Annotated in this window: 19 protein-coding genes and 3 tRNA genes; 7 read left to right on the top strand and 15 right to left on the bottom strand. The window is 56.8% G+C overall.

Annotation, left to right across the window (positions count from 1 at the left end; translation table 11 throughout):
• Window positions 1–95: 95 nt before the first annotated feature.
• The 5 genes from KEHDKFFH_RS08200 (at window position 96) to KEHDKFFH_RS08180 (ending at window position 3,774) form a co-directional block, all read left to right on the top strand.
• On the top strand, window positions 96–1,184 hold the full coding sequence (locus tag KEHDKFFH_RS08200) for a hypothetical protein (protein WP_104321462.1): 1,089 nt from the start codon (window positions 96–98) through the stop codon (window positions 1,182–1,184).
• Between the two features lie 145 nt (window positions 1,185–1,329).
• Window positions 1,330–2,280 (top strand): DMT family transporter, encoded by a 951-nt coding sequence (locus tag KEHDKFFH_RS08195; protein WP_104321461.1) that lies wholly within the window; start codon window positions 1,330–1,332, stop codon window positions 2,278–2,280.
• A 55-nt stretch (window positions 2,281–2,335) separates the two neighbouring features.
• Window positions 2,336–2,412, top strand: a tRNA-Val gene (locus KEHDKFFH_RS08190).
• Window positions 2,413–2,664: 252 nt separating this feature from the next.
• Window positions 2,665–3,111 carry a hypothetical protein gene (locus tag KEHDKFFH_RS08185; RefSeq protein ID WP_104321460.1) on the top strand — a complete coding sequence of 149 codons (447 nt, stop codon included), beginning with the start codon at window positions 2,665–2,667 and terminating at the stop codon, window positions 3,109–3,111.
• A gap of 27 nt (window positions 3,112–3,138) precedes the next feature.
• Complete coding sequence (locus KEHDKFFH_RS08180; protein ID WP_104321459.1) at window positions 3,139–3,774, top strand: RES family NAD+ phosphorylase; 636 nt, start codon at window positions 3,139–3,141, stop codon at window positions 3,772–3,774.
• A gap of 10 nt (window positions 3,775–3,784) precedes the next feature.
• Here the strand turns inward: KEHDKFFH_RS08180 and KEHDKFFH_RS08175 are convergent, their stop codons facing one another.
• The 6 genes from KEHDKFFH_RS08175 to dapA form a co-directional block, all read right to left on the bottom strand.
• Complete coding sequence (locus KEHDKFFH_RS08175; protein WP_338418382.1) at window positions 3,785–4,327, bottom strand: lipocalin family protein; 543 nt, start codon at window positions 4,325–4,327, stop codon at window positions 3,785–3,787.
• A 64-nt stretch (window positions 4,328–4,391) separates the two neighbouring features.
• On the bottom strand, window positions 4,392–5,399 hold the full coding sequence (locus KEHDKFFH_RS08170; RefSeq protein WP_104321457.1) for an NAD-dependent epimerase: 1,008 nt from the start codon (window positions 5,397–5,399) through the stop codon (window positions 4,392–4,394).
• A 28-nt stretch (window positions 5,400–5,427) separates the two neighbouring features.
• Entirely contained in the window at window positions 5,428–6,159 is a 732-nt protein-coding gene (locus KEHDKFFH_RS08165) for a TIGR04219 family outer membrane beta-barrel protein (protein WP_104321456.1), read from the bottom strand.
• 30 nt (window positions 6,160–6,189) lie between these two features.
• Window positions 6,190–6,903: a phosphoribosylaminoimidazolesuccinocarboxamide synthase gene (gene purC, locus KEHDKFFH_RS08160; protein WP_104321455.1), complete on the bottom strand. Its 714-nt coding sequence runs from the start codon at window positions 6,901–6,903 to the stop codon at window positions 6,190–6,192.
• Window positions 6,904–6,948: 45 nt separating this feature from the next.
• Entirely contained in the window at window positions 6,949–8,046 is a 1,098-nt protein-coding gene (gene bamC / locus KEHDKFFH_RS08155; RefSeq protein ID WP_104321454.1) for an outer membrane protein assembly factor BamC, read from the bottom strand.
• A 35-nt stretch (window positions 8,047–8,081) separates the two neighbouring features.
• Complete coding sequence (gene dapA / locus KEHDKFFH_RS08150; protein WP_104321453.1) at window positions 8,082–8,960, bottom strand: 4-hydroxy-tetrahydrodipicolinate synthase; 879 nt, start codon at window positions 8,958–8,960, stop codon at window positions 8,082–8,084.
• Window positions 8,961–9,034: 74 nt separating this feature from the next.
• Between dapA and KEHDKFFH_RS08145 the strand changes: the two genes are divergently transcribed.
• A complete protein-coding gene (locus KEHDKFFH_RS08145; RefSeq protein WP_104321452.1) occupies window positions 9,035–9,502 on the top strand; it encodes a peroxiredoxin in 468 nt (155 codons plus the stop codon).
• A gap of 7 nt (window positions 9,503–9,509) precedes the next feature.
• Here KEHDKFFH_RS08145 and KEHDKFFH_RS08140 read toward each other — a convergent pair whose 3' ends face one another.
• Together KEHDKFFH_RS08140 and KEHDKFFH_RS08135 are read right to left on the bottom strand one after the other, a co-directional pair.
• Window positions 9,510–10,589 carry an AI-2E family transporter gene (locus KEHDKFFH_RS08140; protein WP_104321451.1) on the bottom strand — a complete coding sequence of 360 codons (1,080 nt, stop codon included), beginning with the start codon at window positions 10,587–10,589 and terminating at the stop codon, window positions 9,510–9,512.
• 16 nt (window positions 10,590–10,605) lie between these two features.
• Window positions 10,606–10,833: a sulfurtransferase TusA family protein gene (locus KEHDKFFH_RS08135; protein WP_104321450.1), complete on the bottom strand. Its 228-nt coding sequence runs from the start codon at window positions 10,831–10,833 to the stop codon at window positions 10,606–10,608.
• A gap of 165 nt (window positions 10,834–10,998) precedes the next feature.
• On the opposite strand from KEHDKFFH_RS08135, the gene KEHDKFFH_RS08130 reads away from it, so the two are divergent.
• The gene (locus tag KEHDKFFH_RS08130) at window positions 10,999–12,471 is read left to right on the top strand and encodes a M48 family metalloprotease (protein ID WP_241956460.1); all 1,473 of its coding nucleotides are present in this window, start codon (window positions 10,999–11,001) and stop codon (window positions 12,469–12,471) included.
• Here the strand turns inward: KEHDKFFH_RS08130 and nadA are convergent, their stop codons facing one another.
• The 7 genes from nadA to tolA all read right to left on the bottom strand — a co-directional run bounded on the left by nadA (window position 12,472) and on the right by tolA (window position 17,742).
• Complete coding sequence (gene nadA, locus KEHDKFFH_RS08125) at window positions 12,472–13,533, bottom strand: quinolinate synthase NadA (protein WP_104321449.1); 1,062 nt, start codon at window positions 13,531–13,533, stop codon at window positions 12,472–12,474.
• Window positions 13,534–13,723: 190 nt separating this feature from the next.
• Window positions 13,724–13,799 (bottom strand) — tRNA-Lys (locus tag KEHDKFFH_RS08120).
• A gap of 68 nt (window positions 13,800–13,867) precedes the next feature.
• Window positions 13,868–13,943 (bottom strand) — tRNA-Lys (locus KEHDKFFH_RS08115).
• Window positions 13,944–14,028: 85 nt separating this feature from the next.
• Window positions 14,029–14,775, bottom strand: a complete 747-nt coding sequence (ybgF, locus tag KEHDKFFH_RS08110; protein ID WP_104321448.1) for a tol-pal system protein YbgF — start codon at window positions 14,773–14,775, stop codon at window positions 14,029–14,031.
• Between the two features lie 16 nt (window positions 14,776–14,791).
• A complete protein-coding gene (gene pal, locus KEHDKFFH_RS08105) occupies window positions 14,792–15,364 on the bottom strand; it encodes a peptidoglycan-associated lipoprotein Pal (RefSeq protein WP_104321447.1) in 573 nt (190 codons plus the stop codon).
• 67 nt (window positions 15,365–15,431) lie between these two features.
• Window positions 15,432–16,745 carry a Tol-Pal system beta propeller repeat protein TolB gene (gene tolB, locus KEHDKFFH_RS08100; protein ID WP_104321446.1) on the bottom strand — a complete coding sequence of 438 codons (1,314 nt, stop codon included), beginning with the start codon at window positions 16,743–16,745 and terminating at the stop codon, window positions 15,432–15,434.
• A 16-nt stretch (window positions 16,746–16,761) separates the two neighbouring features.
• On the bottom strand, window positions 16,762–17,742 hold the full coding sequence (tolA, locus tag KEHDKFFH_RS08095; protein ID WP_104321553.1) for a cell envelope integrity protein TolA: 981 nt from the start codon (window positions 17,740–17,742) through the stop codon (window positions 16,762–16,764).
• Between the last annotated feature and the right edge of the window lie 75 nt (window positions 17,743–17,817).

Here is a 17,817-nt window from a genome sequence, read left to right as displayed (position 1 = left end):
GCGTACGCTCTGCACCGGCTGACGCCGGGCTGTACCGCCACAAATGGCGGAGAAACGTCTTGTGACAACAATAATTCAGCAAAGACGGAGCAACTATGAAAACAACAAAGATCGGAAGTGCCTGTAAGACCGCGCTGGCGGTCGCTATCACCGGCAGCCTCTTTGCCGGCACCGCCCAGGCCCAGCTCGCCGGGCACAATGTGATCCTGGTACACGGATTCCAGCAGGAAGACCTGGCCAATCCTCCCGCCGACCTTCAGGAAGTGAAGAGAGCCGGTGAGGACTACTGGCGCACCTTCTGGCTCTCCCGTGCAGAAGCCCGCATTGACTGGGGCAGTGACGGACGCGTTGAAGGCGGCATTGCCCAGCAGGCCTATGAACAGATGCGACAGATCAGTCAGCAAGGGCTGTGCAATGACTACTGCATCGTTGTCTCCCATTCCACCGGCGACCTGGTTACCCGCTATCTGCTGGAAAACCAGGCTCGCTGGCTTCAGTCTGAGGGCCTTCAACCGCTGAAAATCCTGGCAGCCCTGGATTATTCAGGCGCCGGCGGTGGCACGGAGTTGGCCAACCTTGCCCTGAGCCTTGCCTACAACGACAGCTGGTACAACTGGCCCCTCAGGGCGGCAGTCGAAGCCTTCACGGGCATTGAACCGGAGCCGGGCAAGCTGGGCGTGGTAAACGACCTGCAGACCAACGCAGCGCGCAACCTCGCGGTAAGCCCGAATTCAATTCCCAGGCTGCGCTTCGTGGCCGGCGGCTCCTCCTATGGCGGTATCACCAAGCCGTTCATCGCCGGCACCGACGATGGGGTGGTGCCCACCCACTCCGCCTGTGGCGCGACATCTGCCGCGGGGATTGATTCCTGCTCATCCAGCATCAGCCTGGCCGGCAAGGTAACCAGCCAGAATGGCCCGGGTGCTCTGTACTACAACCACTACCCGGTACTGATGAACGAGGACGTCACCCATAGCGGTGTGCTTGGCTCCGAGACGGGCAACATCTCCGTGCCGGTGGTCAACAACACCACTCTGAACGGTTTGCAGGTGGATTTCGCCAGTCGCACCTACAATAAGCGCGCCTGGTGGCAGCTGTGGGGTTCCGGAGACCGGTACATTGAAGTGCCCGGCTCGGACCAGACGGACATGTCCAATCTGGTTTACACCACCCTGAATAACTAAACCCACCTGGACAATGCAAACAAAAGGCTCAGGGAAGAGCCACTTCTTGCCTCGGTAGTTCTACCCATCTTTTCTTTTTAGTTCGCAAACTATACATTGGTTCGCTTTCCCGTTTGATTAACCCACTGCCGGCAAGCGATATCCGATGTCTGACACTCACAAATCCGATCTTCTACTGGTTGTTGTCACTCTGTTTGCGGCCATCAGCTGGATGTTCTCCAAAGAAGCGGTGCTGCTGATGCCTCCGCTGATGTTCATGGCGGCGAGGTTTCTTATTGCCGGCACAGTGCTCGCCTTTTTCGCCCGCCGCTCGCTGATGAGGCTGAGCGTGGATCAACTACTTCGAAGCGTGGGTGTCGGCCTGGTGTTCGGCACGGCCATGACCTGCTGGGTGATGGGACTGGTTCATGGGACCAGCCTTGGCGAAGGCGCCTTTTTGACCAGCCTGGGGGTTGTGATTGTCCCCATTATTGCCCGGTTGGTATTCAAGGAAGCCCAGCCTCCAAGCACCTGGCTGGCCATTCCGATTGCCGTTGCCGGGCTGGCGCTACTGTCCCTCGAGAACGGATTCCGCCCCGAAGCCGGCCAGATTTTCTTTGTTATGGCAGCGACGATCTTCGCCCTGTATTTTAATCTCAATACCCGCGCAGCTAACCAGAGAACGGTGATTAACCGGCTGGGCAAGACGGTGGAAAAGCATCGGGTACCCGCCCTGCCCCTGACAGCCATTGCTCTGCTCACGGTCGGCATGCTCACCCTCGTTGAGTCCATGATTATGGAGCCCTGGCTGCCTACGCTGAATAACCTTTCGCCAATACTGGTCTGGTGGGTGGTTGCCAGTGCCGTCATTGGCACGGCCGGCCGCTTCCTGCTTCAGACCCTGGCCCAGAGCCTGTCTGCAAACAGCCATGGCGTCGTGATTCTGGTACTGGAGCCGGTGTGGGTAGCCCTGTTCGCGGCGGGCTGGTTTGGCGAGACCATGACCAGCATTCAGCTGGCCGGCTGCGGTCTAATCTTCGCGGCTCTGATCGTCAACCGCTGGGCAGTGCTGAGCAAAGTCATCAAGGAAAAACTCCGGAGCCGGAAAACCGCATAAAAGTGGTTGACCAGCATCGGCCGAATCAGTATATTTCGTCCCCGTTGCAGGACACAGGACCATAGCTCAGTTGGTTAGAGCGCTACCTTGACATGGTAGAGGTCCCCAGTTCGAATCTGGGTGGTCCTACCACTCCTGCGAAGAAAGTCAGTTACTTACATCCACCGTAAGAACTGGCTTTTTTTGTGCCCGCATTTTCCCTTCTGCCTCCGTTACCTGCGCCCGTCACCCGGTACAGTGAGAAGTACACCTGCGCGCCGGTGAGCGTTTACGCTCATTCTTTCTCGTAATGAGCATTATTGCGCAGCGCCAGGGAAGAGCCTATACTTTTACTGAACTATTCAGTAATGGGCCTATAGATATTGAGGGCCAGGAGAGGCAGCCATGCTTGGCTTGAAGCACCATCAGCCGTTGGACACTACCCCACCCACGAATTCCGGGCACGTACTGACAGCTACCCATAGCACAGCCGGACTTCGCTGGTTATTCGAGCACAGGGAGCATTGGGGGCTGACTATGGATCAACTGGGGACCCTTCTCGGTGGCATTCGCCGCAGAACGCTTACGGATTGGCAGCAGCGGGTGAATCGCGGAGTTGAAGTGGAAGTGTCACGGGATATCATGGATCGAATCAGCCTGCTACTGGGCATTCACAAGGCCCTGACACTGCTTACGCCGGCCGGACATGAGCAACTGGCCTATGAGTGGTTTCAGACACCAATCGAGCTAATGGGCCTGCAGGGAACATCGATCCGCGACTACCTGCTTGAGCAAGGGTCCATGGATGCGCTCTATTACGTGCGCCGGAACCTTGACGCGATGCGCGGATGAAAATATCAAAAAGACAGGGAGTCTGAGTTGAATCGTGTAAAGCCTGAATGGAAGCATCACCGGGTCATCCATAGCAAGCACCCTCCGGTCGACTGCTTTGAAAGCCCTGACTCCATGATTCTTGCGGAGCTGGAGTCCGCCACCAGCGACCGCATTGCACATTGGCCCCGTTACGTCGATAAAGCAGACTTCCGGGCCGGCCCCGGCTGGAGCCCTGTCATGGCGTCCTTCTGCTACCCCGCAGAGGGGCGTACCAGAAACCGTGGGACTTACTATGCGGGCGATTCTGTTGAAACGGCACTTCGGGAATGGGTCTACCATGCCGGCAATGTGTGGCGGGGCTTTGGTGTTGGCAACGATTTTTCAGCAGTGGTCCGTTGCTACACTGGCCACGTGGCTGAAGCTCTGGTGGACCTTCGGAACCAGTCCCAATACATGCATGAAACCAACTATGAACCCGGGCAGAAGGTCGCCGCAGATCTTCTGAATGCGGGTGAATTCGGGGTTCTGTATCACTCGGTCCGCAACCCGGGTGCAGAAGCCATTGCCCTGTTCCGACCACCCGCAACAACACCTGTTGTTCAGGCTGGCCACTATACACTCTACTGGGATGGCCAACGGTTTACCAAGTACGCCCGGCTTGAGGAGTTCAGACCGCTTTAGGCGGGTACCCCTAGGGCTCCTCGAGGTTCTTTTCCTGCCCTACGAGGACCAATTCATCCAGATCGAATCCTTCCGCCCTGGCCCGATCCCTGAACGCCTCAATCGCCTCTTCGCTGACTTCCGGCGTGCGTGAGAGAAACCAGAGATAGTCACGGTTGTAGCCGGTCACAAAGGCGAAGGAATACTCTTCCTTGTCGAGCTCAAACACTACGTAGGAAGCGTAAAAGGGCCCGAAGAAAGACACCTTCAGGTGGCCCGTGTTTTCATCCTCCACAAACACCGCACGACCGTCGGCCTCCTTCCACTGTCCTTTTTCGGCATTAAAGCCGCGATTGATGACCTTGATGCTGCCGTCGTCATTTCGGCTGTATTCGGCACGAACATTAGTGAGACCACGCTCGAAGGAATGGTCCAAACGGGCGATTTCGTACCAGGTACCCAGGTAGCGGTCGCTATCAAAGCCGGTGACTGGTTCAATACCTGTCGGAAGGCCGGTGCAGCCGACCAGGCCAATGAGTCCGGCGATCAGGACCCATCTTCTGAACACTGCCATCATCGCTGAGGCTCCATTTCCGGGTATCAGATACAGGAAGGGCCAGCAGTCGCTGGCCCTTGTTTCATACGTTGTAGAAGTCCCGATACCAGTCGACAAACCTGGCAATCCCCTCCTCTACGGGAGTCGCCGGCTTGTAGCCTACATCGTTAATCAGATCATCGACATTGGCGTAGGTGGCGGGCACGTCGCCCGGCTGTAACGGCAGCAGGTTTTTCTCCGCTTTCTTGCCAACCCGTTCCTCAATAATCTCGATGAACCGGGACAGTTCAACCGGGTTGTTACTTCCAATGTTATACAATCGATACGGCGCCTTACTGGTGCCGGGATCCGGAGTTGCACCACTCCACTCGCCGTTGGGTTCGGCAACATGATCCAGGGTCCGGATCACGCCTTCCACGATGTCGTCGATGTAAGTGAAATCCCGGCGGTGGTGGCCATGGTTAAAGACGTCGATGGGCTCTCCCGCGAGTATCTTTTTGGTAAAGATAAACAGCGCCATATCCGGCCGGCCCCATGGACCATAGACCGTGAAAAACCGCAGGCCTGTGGTTGGCAGGTTGTACAGGTGGCTGTATGTGTGGGCCATGAGCTCATTCGCCTTCTTGGAGGCGGCGTAGAGACTCAGAGGATGATCCACGTTGTCGTGCACCGAGAACGGCATGGTCTCGTTCGCGCCGTATACCGAGCTGCTTGAGGCGTATACGAGGTGCTTCACCTTGTTGTGCCGGCAACCCTCGAGGATGTTCATGAAGCCAACAAGGTTGGCATCCACGTAGGCGTGCGGATTCTCGATGGAATACCGCACACCCGCCTGAGCTGCCAGATGCACCACCCGCTCCGGTTTGTGCTCGGCAAAAAGCGCTTCCATGGCGGCACGGTCGGCCACATCCTCGCGGACCTCGGTGAATCCTGCCTTGCCAGTCAGGCGCTGCAGCCGGGCTTCCTTCAGGTTCACATCGTAGTAGTCATTGACGTTATCAACGCCAATAACTTCATCGCCCCGGTCGAGCAGGCGATGTGCCAGGTGAGAACCGATAAACCCGGCCGTGCCGGTTACAAGAATCTTCAAGTGTCTCTCCTTGAACGGAATGTCATCCTTAGAACGAAACGCCTGCACTTACGAACGGGCCACCAATCTCGACATCCAGGCGATCATTGTCGTCTTCGTAATCAATGGACATCTGACGATAGCCTGCACGGAACTGGATCAGTGAGATCTCATACTGGCCGTAGGCGTTGAAATCGTGCAGCGAGTCGCCGTCGAAGCTGATGAAATTACCTTCTGCCCCCACAGACAGACCGGTTAACGGCAGATCGAAACGCGCTGCCAGGTAGCCCATGGGGATAACAGCGTCGACCTTGGTTTGGCTCGATGGAACGCCAGTCAGCGCCTCTTTAACAATCAGCTCTCCGGAAAAATCGCGTGCGGTCAGGCCAAGATCAAGGTTTACCCAGTTATCAAGCACTTCGTAATACAGGGTCAGATCCAGCTGTTCCAGATCCAGATCAGACTGGACCTCACCAGTAACGCCGTCGAAGCCAGCGAGACCTACATCGCCTCGACCACTCTGTTCAACCAAAGTGTAGTTCAACCGAACATTGGGCAACAGCGGCACCGGATGCTCAAGGTACAGGGAGGCATTGGCGTTGGTATCGCTGTCGAGATTCAGGTCGTTCTCGACATCCACAACATCGTTATTGGTGGCAGCCTTACCGGAAAGATCGGAATCCCAGTAACTCACGCTGGCCCCCAACCCAACCACGTCGGCCTGTGACAGAGGCGCCACCAGGATCAGTGAACCACCTACAGCAAGCATCAGTTTACGCATGACACACCTTTTATTCGTTGTCTGTTTCTATCAGTCGAACTGGATTCCAAGACGGCGCCCGACTTCCTCGTATGTTTCAATCACATCCCCCAGCCCCTGGCGGAAGCGATCCTTATCCATTTTCTTGCGGGTTTCCTTGTCCCAGATCCGGCAACCGTCAGGGCTGAATTCGTCACCCAGTACAATCCTGCCTTCACTGCGACCGAACTCCAGCTTGTAGTCCACCAACAGCATGCCGGCCTCGTCAAACAGGGCTTTGAGCACGTCGTTCACCCGGTATGTCAACGCTTTCATCTGCTCAAGCTCGTCGGCTGCAGCCCAGCCGAAGCTGACGGCGAGGGATTCGTTGACCATGGGATCGTGGAGAGCGTCGTTTTTCAAGAACAGTTCGTAGGTGGGCGGATTCAGCTCCTGCCCTTCTTCCACGCCCAGGCGGCGGCAAAGGCTGCCAGCGGAGACGTTACGAACCACGCACTCAACCGGAATCATGTCCAGTTTCTTCACGAGCGATTCGGTGGACGACAGCAGTCCCTCGAAATGGGTGGGTACGCCCGCCGCCTCAAGCTTTTCCATAATGAACGCATTGAACTTGTTGTTCACCATGCCCTTGCGATTGAGCTGTTCCTTTTTCTCGCCATCGAAGGCGGAGGTGTCGTCACGGAACACCAGCACAAACCGCTCTGGGTCGTCGGTACGATAGACAGATTTTGCCTTGCCGGCGTAAAGTTCTTCGCGTTTTTCCATTAGGGTTCTCCGAAAAGGGGCCGCCCGGGGCGGCTCCTTCCTGAATCAGTATAGGTAATCGAATAGTTGCGCGAGCAGATCCGGCGTCGTGCGGCTGCCGGTGTAGCCCGCAACCTCCTCGGCAGAGATGACAATGGCGTCGCTCTGCTGGCTAAGGCTCACTGTGTGGGTATGCCGGGGTGCTTCCTTGTCGCTGAACCAGCTGAACCAGCCCGGATCTCGCTCATCTTCGGTGCGGAAGTCAACATGGAACCAGCCTTCACTGCGGTTAAGATCAACAACAGGAACTCCCGAGTCCGTCAGTGCCCGGCTTACTTCCGCCCAGGAGCGACCGTAATCAAGCTCCATGCGGATCGCGACCGCCTCATCATTTTCCGAGATCAGGCGAACCAGGGGATCGCTGACCATACCCGACGCGGCACGGGAAAAGGACTTGGTTTCCTCCCGGGCCCTGAGGAAATCGCCCAAATCAGACAACAGGCGCCTCTGCAATTCCAACGCCTGCTCGGAAGGATCGGATACACCGGCCCAGGGGATCAGCTCGTCCGGCTGATCCGGAACCTCCAATTTGCGCACCTGAATTTCGGTGGTCTTGCGGCGAACGCCGGGGGCCATACGCACCTGAAGGACCACTTTCTGTTCGCCGGCAGACGGGTTATCGGAAAGCTCTACCAGAGTCCGGGCCCGCTTGCTGAAGTTGGCAATCTCCGTCTGAAGGATGCCCAGTTGAGGACTGTCGAAGCCAACACCCAGACCACGCTCGGACAGGTAGCCGTTTACCGCCGGCCAGATTCTTCCGGGCACGTCGTTGACCAACAGCCAGAGCCTGCCATCGAGCTCTTCAATCACGTAGTTTTCATCCAGGATGTCCGAGGTCATATCCGGCGGCTGCGGTATATCGGACGGATACATCTTGCTAGCGTCGGCCGGCTGGACATCACGGATTGGCATGGTCTGGCTGAAGCGGGAATCGTCAGCGGTTGCCGGCAATTCCAGGGGCTTCCCTTCCCTCGCATTCACATAGCGTTCGGAACGATCTTCAACAAGACTGCATCCCGAGGCTGCAGCCAGAAGCAGCAGCCCGGATACAATAACAACGGGTTTCAACATCAGGGTACTACCGGTTCCTTTTAGAACCTGCATCAGGCTACTCCGGGGATGGGATGATTTAAGCAAACTCAGAGTACACCTGAGGCCTTGAGGGCATCTTCCACTTCGCCATGGAATTTTTCGCTGAGCGGTGTCAGCGGCAGGCGAATGCCTTCTCCAATCATCCCCATGCGATGGAGTGCCCACTTCACCGGAATCGGGTTCGCCTCGAGGAACAGCTTCCGGTTGAGAGGCATGAGCAGTTCGTTAAGGCGCTCGGTCTCCTCACGGTTTCCGGCAACGGCCGCTTCGCATAGCTGGGACATCGCCTTCGGGGCAACGTTGGCAGTAACCGAGACGTTGCCCTTGGCACCGGCCAGCATCAACTCCGCTGCAGTGGCATCATCACCCGAGTAGACCGCCAGACGGCCGTTCAAGGCTTCGATCAGTTCAGCACCGCGGGGAATATTGCCGGTGGCGTCCTTGATACCCACGATATTGGGGATATCGGCAAGCCGAAGCACGGTCTCGTTCAGCATGTCACAGGCCGTTCGACCCGGCACGTTGTACAGCATCTGGTTCATCCCGGGGACGGCTTCGGCAATGGCTTTGAAATGCTGGTACAGGCCTTCCTGGGTGGGTTTGTTGTAGTAGGGAACAACGAGCAGACAGGCATCGGCGCCAAGCTTGTGGGCTTCCGCAGTCAGTTCAATGGCCTCACGGGTGCTGTTACCGCCCGTACCGGCAATGACCGGGATACGTCCATCAACGCGTTTGATGATATGGCCAATGGTCTGGCAATGCTCTTCCGGGTCGAGCGTTGCGGATTCGCCGGTGGTGCCCACAGCAACAATGCCGTGCGTGCCGTTTTCAATATGAAAGTCTACCAGCTTGTCCAGATCCTCCCAGTGAATGTCACCGTTTGGATGCATGGGCGTGACCAGTGCGACAAGGCTACCCGTAATCATAAAAGCTCCGTCCGAATAAAACCGATATGGTAATGTTGGGCACGAACTGACACAAGGGAATTAAAGGAGATGTCATGCCATCCGTTGAGTTAAACAAACCCGTTCCGGATTTTGAAGCTCCGGCAACCGGAGACCAGACCATTCGGCTGGACGATCTTAAAGGCCAGAACGTAGTGATCTATTTCTACCCGAAAGACAACACTCCCGGCTGCACCACCGAAGGCCAGGACTTCCGGGACCGGATGAAGCAATTTGAAGAACTGGATACGGTTATTCTCGGGGTATCAAGAGACGGCCTGAAAGCCCATGAAAATTTCCGGGCCAAGCATGAGTTTCCCTTCCACCTGATTTCAGACAAGGACGAAGCCCTTTGCAACCTTTTCGACGTGATCAAGCTGAAAAAGCTCTACGGCAAGGAGTACATGGGCGTCGATCGCAGCACCTTCCTGATAGATAAGGACGGGGTGCTGAGAGCGGAATGGCGTGGTGTGAAAGTCAAAGGCCACGCAGACGAGGTCCTGGAAGCTGTAAAGGCGCTTTGAGCACCTTTCAGGCGTCGCTGGTCTCGGTCAGCGGCGCTGACTCCTTCACCGGCCAGGCGGCAAACACCGCTTTGAGCATGGTGGCCAGCGGAATGGCAAAGAAAACACCCCACAAGCCCCAGATGCCACCGAAGAACAATACCGCGACGATGATCGCCACCGGGTGCAGATTGTTCACCTCCGAGAAGAGAATTGGAACCAGTACGTTGCCATCCAGCGCCTGGATAACGCCGTACACCACCATAACCCAGATAAACTGACTGCCCCAGCCAAAGGCGAACAGGGCAATCACCGCAACGGGGATGGTGACAACAGCGGCACCGATGTATGGAATAACCACGCTCAGGCCAACTAGCAGCGAGAGCAACGCGGCATAGGGCATACCCAACAGCTTGAAACCGATATAGGTGGCGCCGCCAACGATCAGTATCTCGACTGCCTTACCCCGGACATAGTTGGCGCACTGGAGATTCACCTCGTGCCAGATCTGCAACATCATTGGGCGCTGTGGTGGCAAAAGCCTGGCAATGGAGTTGAGCAGAACCTCCCGGTCCTTCAGGAAGAAAAATACCAGGATGGGCACCAGCACCATGTAGATCAATAACGCCACCAGATCCGGAATGCTCGACAGTGAGAAAGACACCAACCACTGGGTCATGTGGCCCACTTCGGTGCTTACCTGGCTGTAGATCGTGGTCACCGCCTCGCCCGAAATCAGGTGCGGATACTCCTCTGGCAAAAGCTCAAGATAGGACTGCAGCTCCCGGATGATGCGCGGCGCCTCACCTGCCAGATTGCTCAGCTGGGTCCAGATTAAAGGCAGCAGACCAAACAGGAACCCAACAAGCACGCCGAGGAAGACCAGGAAAACACCCACTATGGAAACCGTCTCCGGCACGCCCAGCTTGTTGAGCTTGGTCACCAGGCCCTGCAGAATAAAGGCTACGATCAGCGAAGCAATGGCCGGCGCAAGCATGGCACCGAACCAGATAACGAAGATGGTTCCTGTTACCAGTATAAGAAACAGGATGACGGCTTCTTCATCCGAGAAATACTTGTGGGCGAGACCGCGTAGTGTCCTGATCATTTACAGCTCCGAATCCTTAACCGCCGCACTTTATCACAAACCGATACTGCCCGGCGGTTTCAGAGCTACTCATCAACCTGTGATCGGACAACTGCAAAAAAGCCGGAATATCGCGGGCCGAGCCGGCATCCGTGGCAATGACCTCGAGTTCTTCACCCGGCGCCATGCTGTTCAGCTCCAATTTGGTCTTAAGCAGGGGCATGGGGCAGCGTAACCCGGAGGCATCAAGCGTTCGATCAACCATACTAGCGATACACTCTCGCAGAAATTATAAGCGGATTTAACAAGCGGGCATTATGCCGACAGTGATAATGTATTGCATCACAATCCTCTTCAAGGAGGGGATCAGAACTTTTTATCGTAAACCGCTGTCAAAGCGGCGACTCAGACCACAGGCACCTGGCACTACATGATTGTTTATCAGCCCCGACCCCGAACGCTACCGGCACTGGCCGTCACCGCCCTGCTGGCATTGTTGCTCGTTGCCCTGCCGGGCCATGCCCAGGAAAGCAGGCTACCGAGTATTGGTGGCAGTGGCGGAGGCCTGATCGCGGGCCAGCAGGAATCGGATATCGGCCAGCAAGTCATGGTGTCTATCCGCCGATCGGCACCGAGGATCAGCGACCCCCTGGTTTATGACTATTTGAGCGCCATCACCTATCGACTGGTCCCCTCGGCGCCACTTCAGAACCGGGACTTGACCCTGGCGCTGATTGATAGCTCCGCCATCAACGCGTTCGCAGTGCCCGGCGGCATTGTCGGCGTCAACGGCGGCCTGTTCCTCAATGCTGCAACGGAGCAACAGTTTGCTTCCGTTCTGGCCCACGAGCTTGCCCATCTTAGCCAGCGGCATTTTGCCCGGCGCATGGAACAACAGGAAACCAGTGCGCCACTCACACTGGCTGGCATGATTGCCGGCATTGTGTTGTCGGCAGTCACCCAGTCGGATATCGGCTTTGCCGCTATTGCCGGGACCCAGGCCCTGGCAGCCCAGAACATGCTCGCCTACAGCCGTGCCCATGAACAGGAAGCCGACCGCGTCGGGCTCGACATTCTGGCCAGCGCCGGCATGGATCCTCGTGGCATGCCGGAAATGTTCGAAATCATGATGCGACAGAACCGCATGCAGGGAAATCGACTGCCCGAGTACCTGTCTACACACCCGTTAACCCAGAGCCGTGTGGCCGACACCCGCAACCGCGCAGAACAGTATCCGGACGAAAACATCCGGGACGGTCAGGAATACCATCTGATGCGCAGCCGGCTTCAGGTGCACTACGCACCCTCGCCTGATGTTGCCGTGGAAACCTTCGAGGCCTACCTGAATCGACCCGAGGCCCAGCGAAACGACGCTATCCGTTATGGCTTGTCCGTGGCCTACCTCGAAAACAGACAATACGACAAGGCCGTGGACATTCTGAACGACCTGCTTACCAGGAACCCCGGGCGAATCACGTTTCAGGTGACTCTGGCGGAAGTCAGGCTGGCGCAGAATCGTATGGACGAGGCACGGACTGTACTGAAAGACGCGCTGGCGAGGAATCCGGGGAATTATCCGATCATCCACACTCTGGCTCGCACGGAGATAGCAGACGGCAATGGCGCCGCAGCGGCTGAATACCTGAAACAACTGACCCGTCAGCTGCCAGGACAGGAACATCTCTGGCTTAAACTGGCCGAGGCCGAGGGTATGGCAAGGAACATTGTCGGCGTGCATCGCGCCCGGGCAGAATACGACGTATTGATGGGCGATCTGGAATCTGCCCAGCGTCAGCTCAGGCAGGCGCAGGAGAAGCTACCCGCAGGCGCGCCGCAGCGACAGATTGTCACCGAGCGACTGGCGGAAATTACCAGTCGCCTGCACGCACGGGCCAACAGCTGATCAGGCGTTACCGGCAGCCTTGAGATTCATGTTGGCGGTGAAATCCAGCATACGCTGCAAAGGCTGCAGTGCTTTTTCTCTCAGTTCTGGATCCACAAGCACTTCCTGATCGCCCTGCTCCAGCACCTGGAGAAGATTCTGAAGGCCGTTCATCGCCATCCAGGGGCAGTGGGCGCAGCTGCGGCAGGTGGCGCCATTACCGGCGGTAGGTGCTTCGATCAGCGTTTTATTTGGAGCCAGTTGCTGCATCTTGTAGAAGATGCCGTTGTCAGTGGCAACAATGAACTTTTCATTGGGCAATGTCTGAACAGCGTGAATCAGCTGCGAGGTCGAACCCACAACGTCTGCCATTTCAACCACCGCATCGGGCGATTCCGGATGCACCAGCACGGCCGCATCGGGATACAGCGCTTTCAGATCCTCCAGTCCACGATACTTGAATTCCTCATGGACGATGCAGGAGCCGTCCCAGAGCAGCATGTCTGCGCCCGTGGTTTTCTGAACGTAGTGTCCCAGGTGCTTGTCCGGAGCCCAGAGAATTTTTTCGCCGCGGGCGTCCAGATCCTCAACAATCGCCTGGGCACAGCTTGAGGTGACCACCCAGTCTGCCCTCGCCTTCACGGCCGCAGATGTGTTGGCGTAGACCACAACCGTACGGTCCGGGTGCTGATCGCAAAACTCGGCGAATTCATCGGCAGGACAACCTACATCCAGAGAACAGGTTGCCTCAAGGGTTGGCATCAGAACACGCTTTTCCGGGTTCAGGATCTTCGCGGTTTCGCCCATGAACCGCACGCCAGCAACCACGACGGTCGAAGCCGGGTGCTGGTTGCCAAACCGGGCCATCTCCAATGAATCCGCAACACAACCACCGGTCTCTTCGGCAAGGCGCTGAATATCGGGATCGGTGTAGTAATGAGCTACAAGTACCGCATCCTGATCCTGCAGGGCCGATTTGATACGAGCCTCCAGCTCGGACTTTTCGTCCTCGCTGAGCCGCTTCGGCTCGGCGGCATGGGCCAAGTGTTCCTGAACAAGAATACGGTCTTCGGCGTATGTCATTACTGCGTCTCTGTGTTGCGTTGACCGGGGGATTATAGCATTCATCCCCAGCCTTAATATTTCTGAAACAGTGCTATCACACACTTGTGATCGCTTTTTCTGTTACCTGTGTACCTAGGTAAGAACGTATACGCAAAAAAAAAGAGCCCGGAGGCTCTTTTTTCACAAAAACCCGCAGGTTTCTGTTATTTGGTGGGTCGTGAAGGATTCGAACCTTCGACCAATTGGTTAAAAGCCAACTGCTCTACCAACTGAGCTAACGACCCTGAACTGCTGACTGAAACCGTGGCTTCAACCCATACCGAATGACTCAGCCCACTCGGTATTTCGTATTTGGTGGGTCGTGAAGGATTCGAACCTTCGACCAATTGGTTAAAAGCCAACTGCTCTACCAACTGAGCTAACGACCCAAACGAGGCGCATATAGTAATGATTTTTGGCCGCTGATCAACCCCTTTTTTTCAGGTTTCTCAACATTTTTGCCACGCCCGGCCTTCAGCCGTTCTGTGACTCCAGGAACTTCCGGGCCAGGTCCGCAGCGCTGCTGGACGGGTAATCCTCAATCACGGTTTGCATGCTTCGCCGTGCCTGATCCTTTTCACCCAGACGATCGTGGGTCACACCCAGCTTGTAGACGGCATCCGGCGCTTTGCGGTGGTCGGCAAAGCGGGTAGCGACAATGGTAAACGCCTGCTTTGCCTGCTCCAGCTGAGGCTTGACCAGATACACCTCACCCAGCCAGTAGTAGGCGTTAACAGTCAGATCACCCTCTGGATACTCATCGATAAACTCGTATATCCGGCTGATGGCCTCATCGTATTTTTTCTGGTTACGGATCAGATCCTGAATCTGTTCGTAAGCCTTTCTCTCCTCCGCATCCGGTTGGCGATATTCCTTTGCCGTCGGAGCTGATCCAGAAGCCTGAGAGCTGGTACTGGTGCCGGCTTCGGGAGCCGGTTGCGAAGCAACCTTCTCTGAGAGATCCAGAATACGCTGATCCAGATCGATATAACGGTCGCGGCCTTGCTGCTGCAGGCGGTTAATCAGGTGCCTCTGCTCCTCGACTTCGCCCTGGAGCCGCCTGACTTCACCCTGAAGCTGCTGGATCATGTAGAACAGCTCAGCCGTCGCCTGGCTATTATTGGCGTTGCTCTGAGTGTTCTGAGCTGATTGCGCCAGAGAAACTCCCGCCTGCCCAAGGGCAAGCGGGAGCAACACTGTCGCCATGAGGATGTTTCTCATGGTCCTTCCTGTGTGATTACTCAAATACGAGTTCCACACGACGGTTCTGGGCCCACGCACTCTCGCTGGAGCCCATCACTGCCGGCTTCTCTTCACCATAGCTTACGGTTTCGAGCTGGCCACGTGAAGCGCCATTCACGATCAGGAAGCGCTGTACCGCGTTGGCACGACGCTCGCCCAGAGCCAGGTTGTATTCCTTGGTGCCGCGCTCATCGGCGTGACCCTCGATACGAACGTTCTGGCCAGGGTTATTGGCGAGGAAGCGAGCATGGGCCACCAGCACGTCGCGGGCTTCCTGCTTGATTTCAGCAGTATCGAAATCAAAGTAGAACACGGTAATTTCGCGCAAAGCCTGCTGCTCTGCCTGTTCGCGCGCGGCCATGCGTTCTTCTTCGGTCATGGCTGAAGAGGACACACCACTCTGATCATCACCGCCGTAAACAGTGGAACCACCTTCCTGATCTACCGCAGAAACGTCAGAGCCGAACTCACCACCGTCTTCCGAGGTGCCACCTGTGGAGCTACAGCCAGCTACCAGGCCGACAGAAAGCAACAGTGCGAACGCTTTTGATTGAGCCGAGAAAATCATATTTTCTTCCTTTCAGTTAAGTAACGTTATCAATTGAACGATTGCCAACGCCGAAGGGCATGGGCAATCAGCGAACCAAAGGTCCCCAGGCAGGCTCACGAACATCGCCTTCGGATGCCGGCAAGCTGTAGGCTGCCCCACCATCCGCGGAAATTACCGTAAGCACGTTGCTTCCGTTCTGCCGGGTAGCGTAGATCAGCATCCGGCCGTTGGGGGCAACACTGGGAGACTCATCAGACTCCGTACGGGTAAGGATCGTTTCCTCCCCGGTTTTCAGTTCGGTACGGGCAATGTGAAATGCCCGATCCCGCTGGTGAACGTAATAGACATACTTGCCGTCATTGTCGGGCCTGGGCCGGGCGTTGTAGCGGCTGCCGAAGGTGATACGACGAGGCTCCGCACCCGGTGTTTCCATATGGTAAATCTGGGGCCCGCCGGAACGATCCGAGGTGAAGAAAATCCCCTTGCCGCTGGCATCGTAGCTCGGCTCGGTATCAATGGCCCAGTGGTTGGTAAGCTTGGTCAGTTGACGGCTGTCGAGATTCATCCGGTAGATTTCGGCGTTGCCATCCTTCGAAAGAGTCATCAGTAGCGACCTGCCGTCGTCAGACCAGGCCGGTGCCGAATTCAGCCCCGGAAAGTCGGCCACCTTGGTGCGCTGGCCGGTTGAAAGCTCGTGCACAAAGATAACGGGCTTTCCGGTTTCGAACGAGACATACGCCAGTTTTTTCCCGTCCGGCGACCAGGCGGGAGAAAGAATTGGCTCCTGGCTTTCAAGGCGAATCCGAGCACGCTTGCCATCGACATCACTCACCTGCAGCCGGTAACGAGGCTTGCCATTGGCGGTATCCAGCGTTACGTAGGCCAGTTTGGTTGAGAAAGCGCCGGGCACGCCAGTGATCGCCTCATACACCTTGTCACTGATGTGGTGCGCCAGAGAACGCGTATTGGAGGCAGGTGCTGCCGCGGTCTCGCCAAGAATTCTTTCTTCGCGGTTAACATCGAACAGCTCATACCGCGCCTGGACACGGTCACCGCTTCGGGTGAGCGAACCGACCAGGACATAGCGCTGACCAAGCAGACGCCAGTCCCGGAAATACACTTCTTCGCGCCGGGATGGCAGGCTCAGCATTTTTTCCGGAGGCAGGGTACGGAACTCCCCCGTCATGGTCAGATCGGCCTGAACAATACTGCCAACCTTGTCTCCGGCCGGCATCTGTCCCGACTCAGCGAAGGGCACCACCGCAACAGGAATGGCGGAATCCGCACCCTCGGTAATCCGGATCAACAGCTCGGCACGGGCTCCTGTAACCGCAAAAAAAATCAATGCAAAGACGGCGAGCAGTGTTCTGGACGGTTTGTACCAAATCCGATGTGTCATGGTGTTATCCGTATCCTTATCTCAACCGGCGTGGGTTGAATTCAATCGTAAACTGTCGGAAATACCGTTCAAAGGTATCCCGATCATTGGGTATCGGGTAACGGCTCAGTGAGCGCACGGCCCCCAGAGCGGAATTATCAAACGCAGTGTTGCCACTGCTACTGACCAGACGCACTCCTGCAAGCTCCCCCGTTGGCAAAAGGGTAATCTGGAGCCGCGCGGTCATATCTTCCGTGGCCGAGGATGGCGGATACCACGCTTGGCTCAATCGCTCCCGGATCAGTGCCTGATATTTCTCGCTCTCCGACAGCATCTGAGCTTCCCGGGCTTTCGCGGCGGCCGCCTGCTGCTGGCGACGTGCTTCCTCTTCCCGAGCCTTTTGAGCCGCCTCCGCCTGGGCTTCAAGCTGTTGTTCCCGCAGCTTACGCTCCGCCTCAAGACGTTTGCGCTCAGCTTCCTGGCGGGCTAGTTCTTCCTGGCGCTTGCGCTCAGCCTCTTCACGCTTACGCTGTTCTTCCTGCCGTCGCTTCTCTTCTTCGGCTTTTCGCCTGGCCTCTTCCTGACGGCGTTTTTCTTCCTCGGCTTGCTGTCGAGCCCGTTCCTTGGCCTCCGCTTCTGCCTTTTGACGCGCCGCTTCTTCTTCAAGCGCTTTCTGGGCTTCACGTTCCTTCGCCTCGGCTTCCTGACGCTCCTGCTCTTTTTGCTGCTGCAGCCGCTTCTGCTCTTCCTGCCGCTTCTGCTCAGCGATACGGCGAGCTTCTTCTTCCTGCCGTTGCCGCTCTACTTCTTCGCGGCGACGCTGCTCCTCAGCCCGGCGCTCCTCATCGCGCTTCTGCTGATCATCTGGCTCAACAACCGGACTCGGCTCCGGCTCTTGCTGGGTGATCAACCGTGCCGATATGCTTCTGGGCGGCGGCTCGTGATCGGTACTGGTCCAGGACCAACCTGCCAGCGCAATACCCAGAATCAACAGATGAAGCGTTACCGAAAGCGCCACCGGTGATTTCCAGGGTGGCACTCCGGTTGTGGTTACTTCGCGCTCGTGATCTCTCACAACACTCCTGCCCGCACC

Origin of the sequence: Marinobacter maroccanus (assembly GCF_002933275.1) — a bacterium.
Classification (GTDB): Bacteria; Pseudomonadota; Gammaproteobacteria; order Pseudomonadales; family Oleiphilaceae; genus Marinobacter; species Marinobacter maroccanus.
This window is presented reverse-complemented; position numbering and strand designations above follow the sequence as displayed.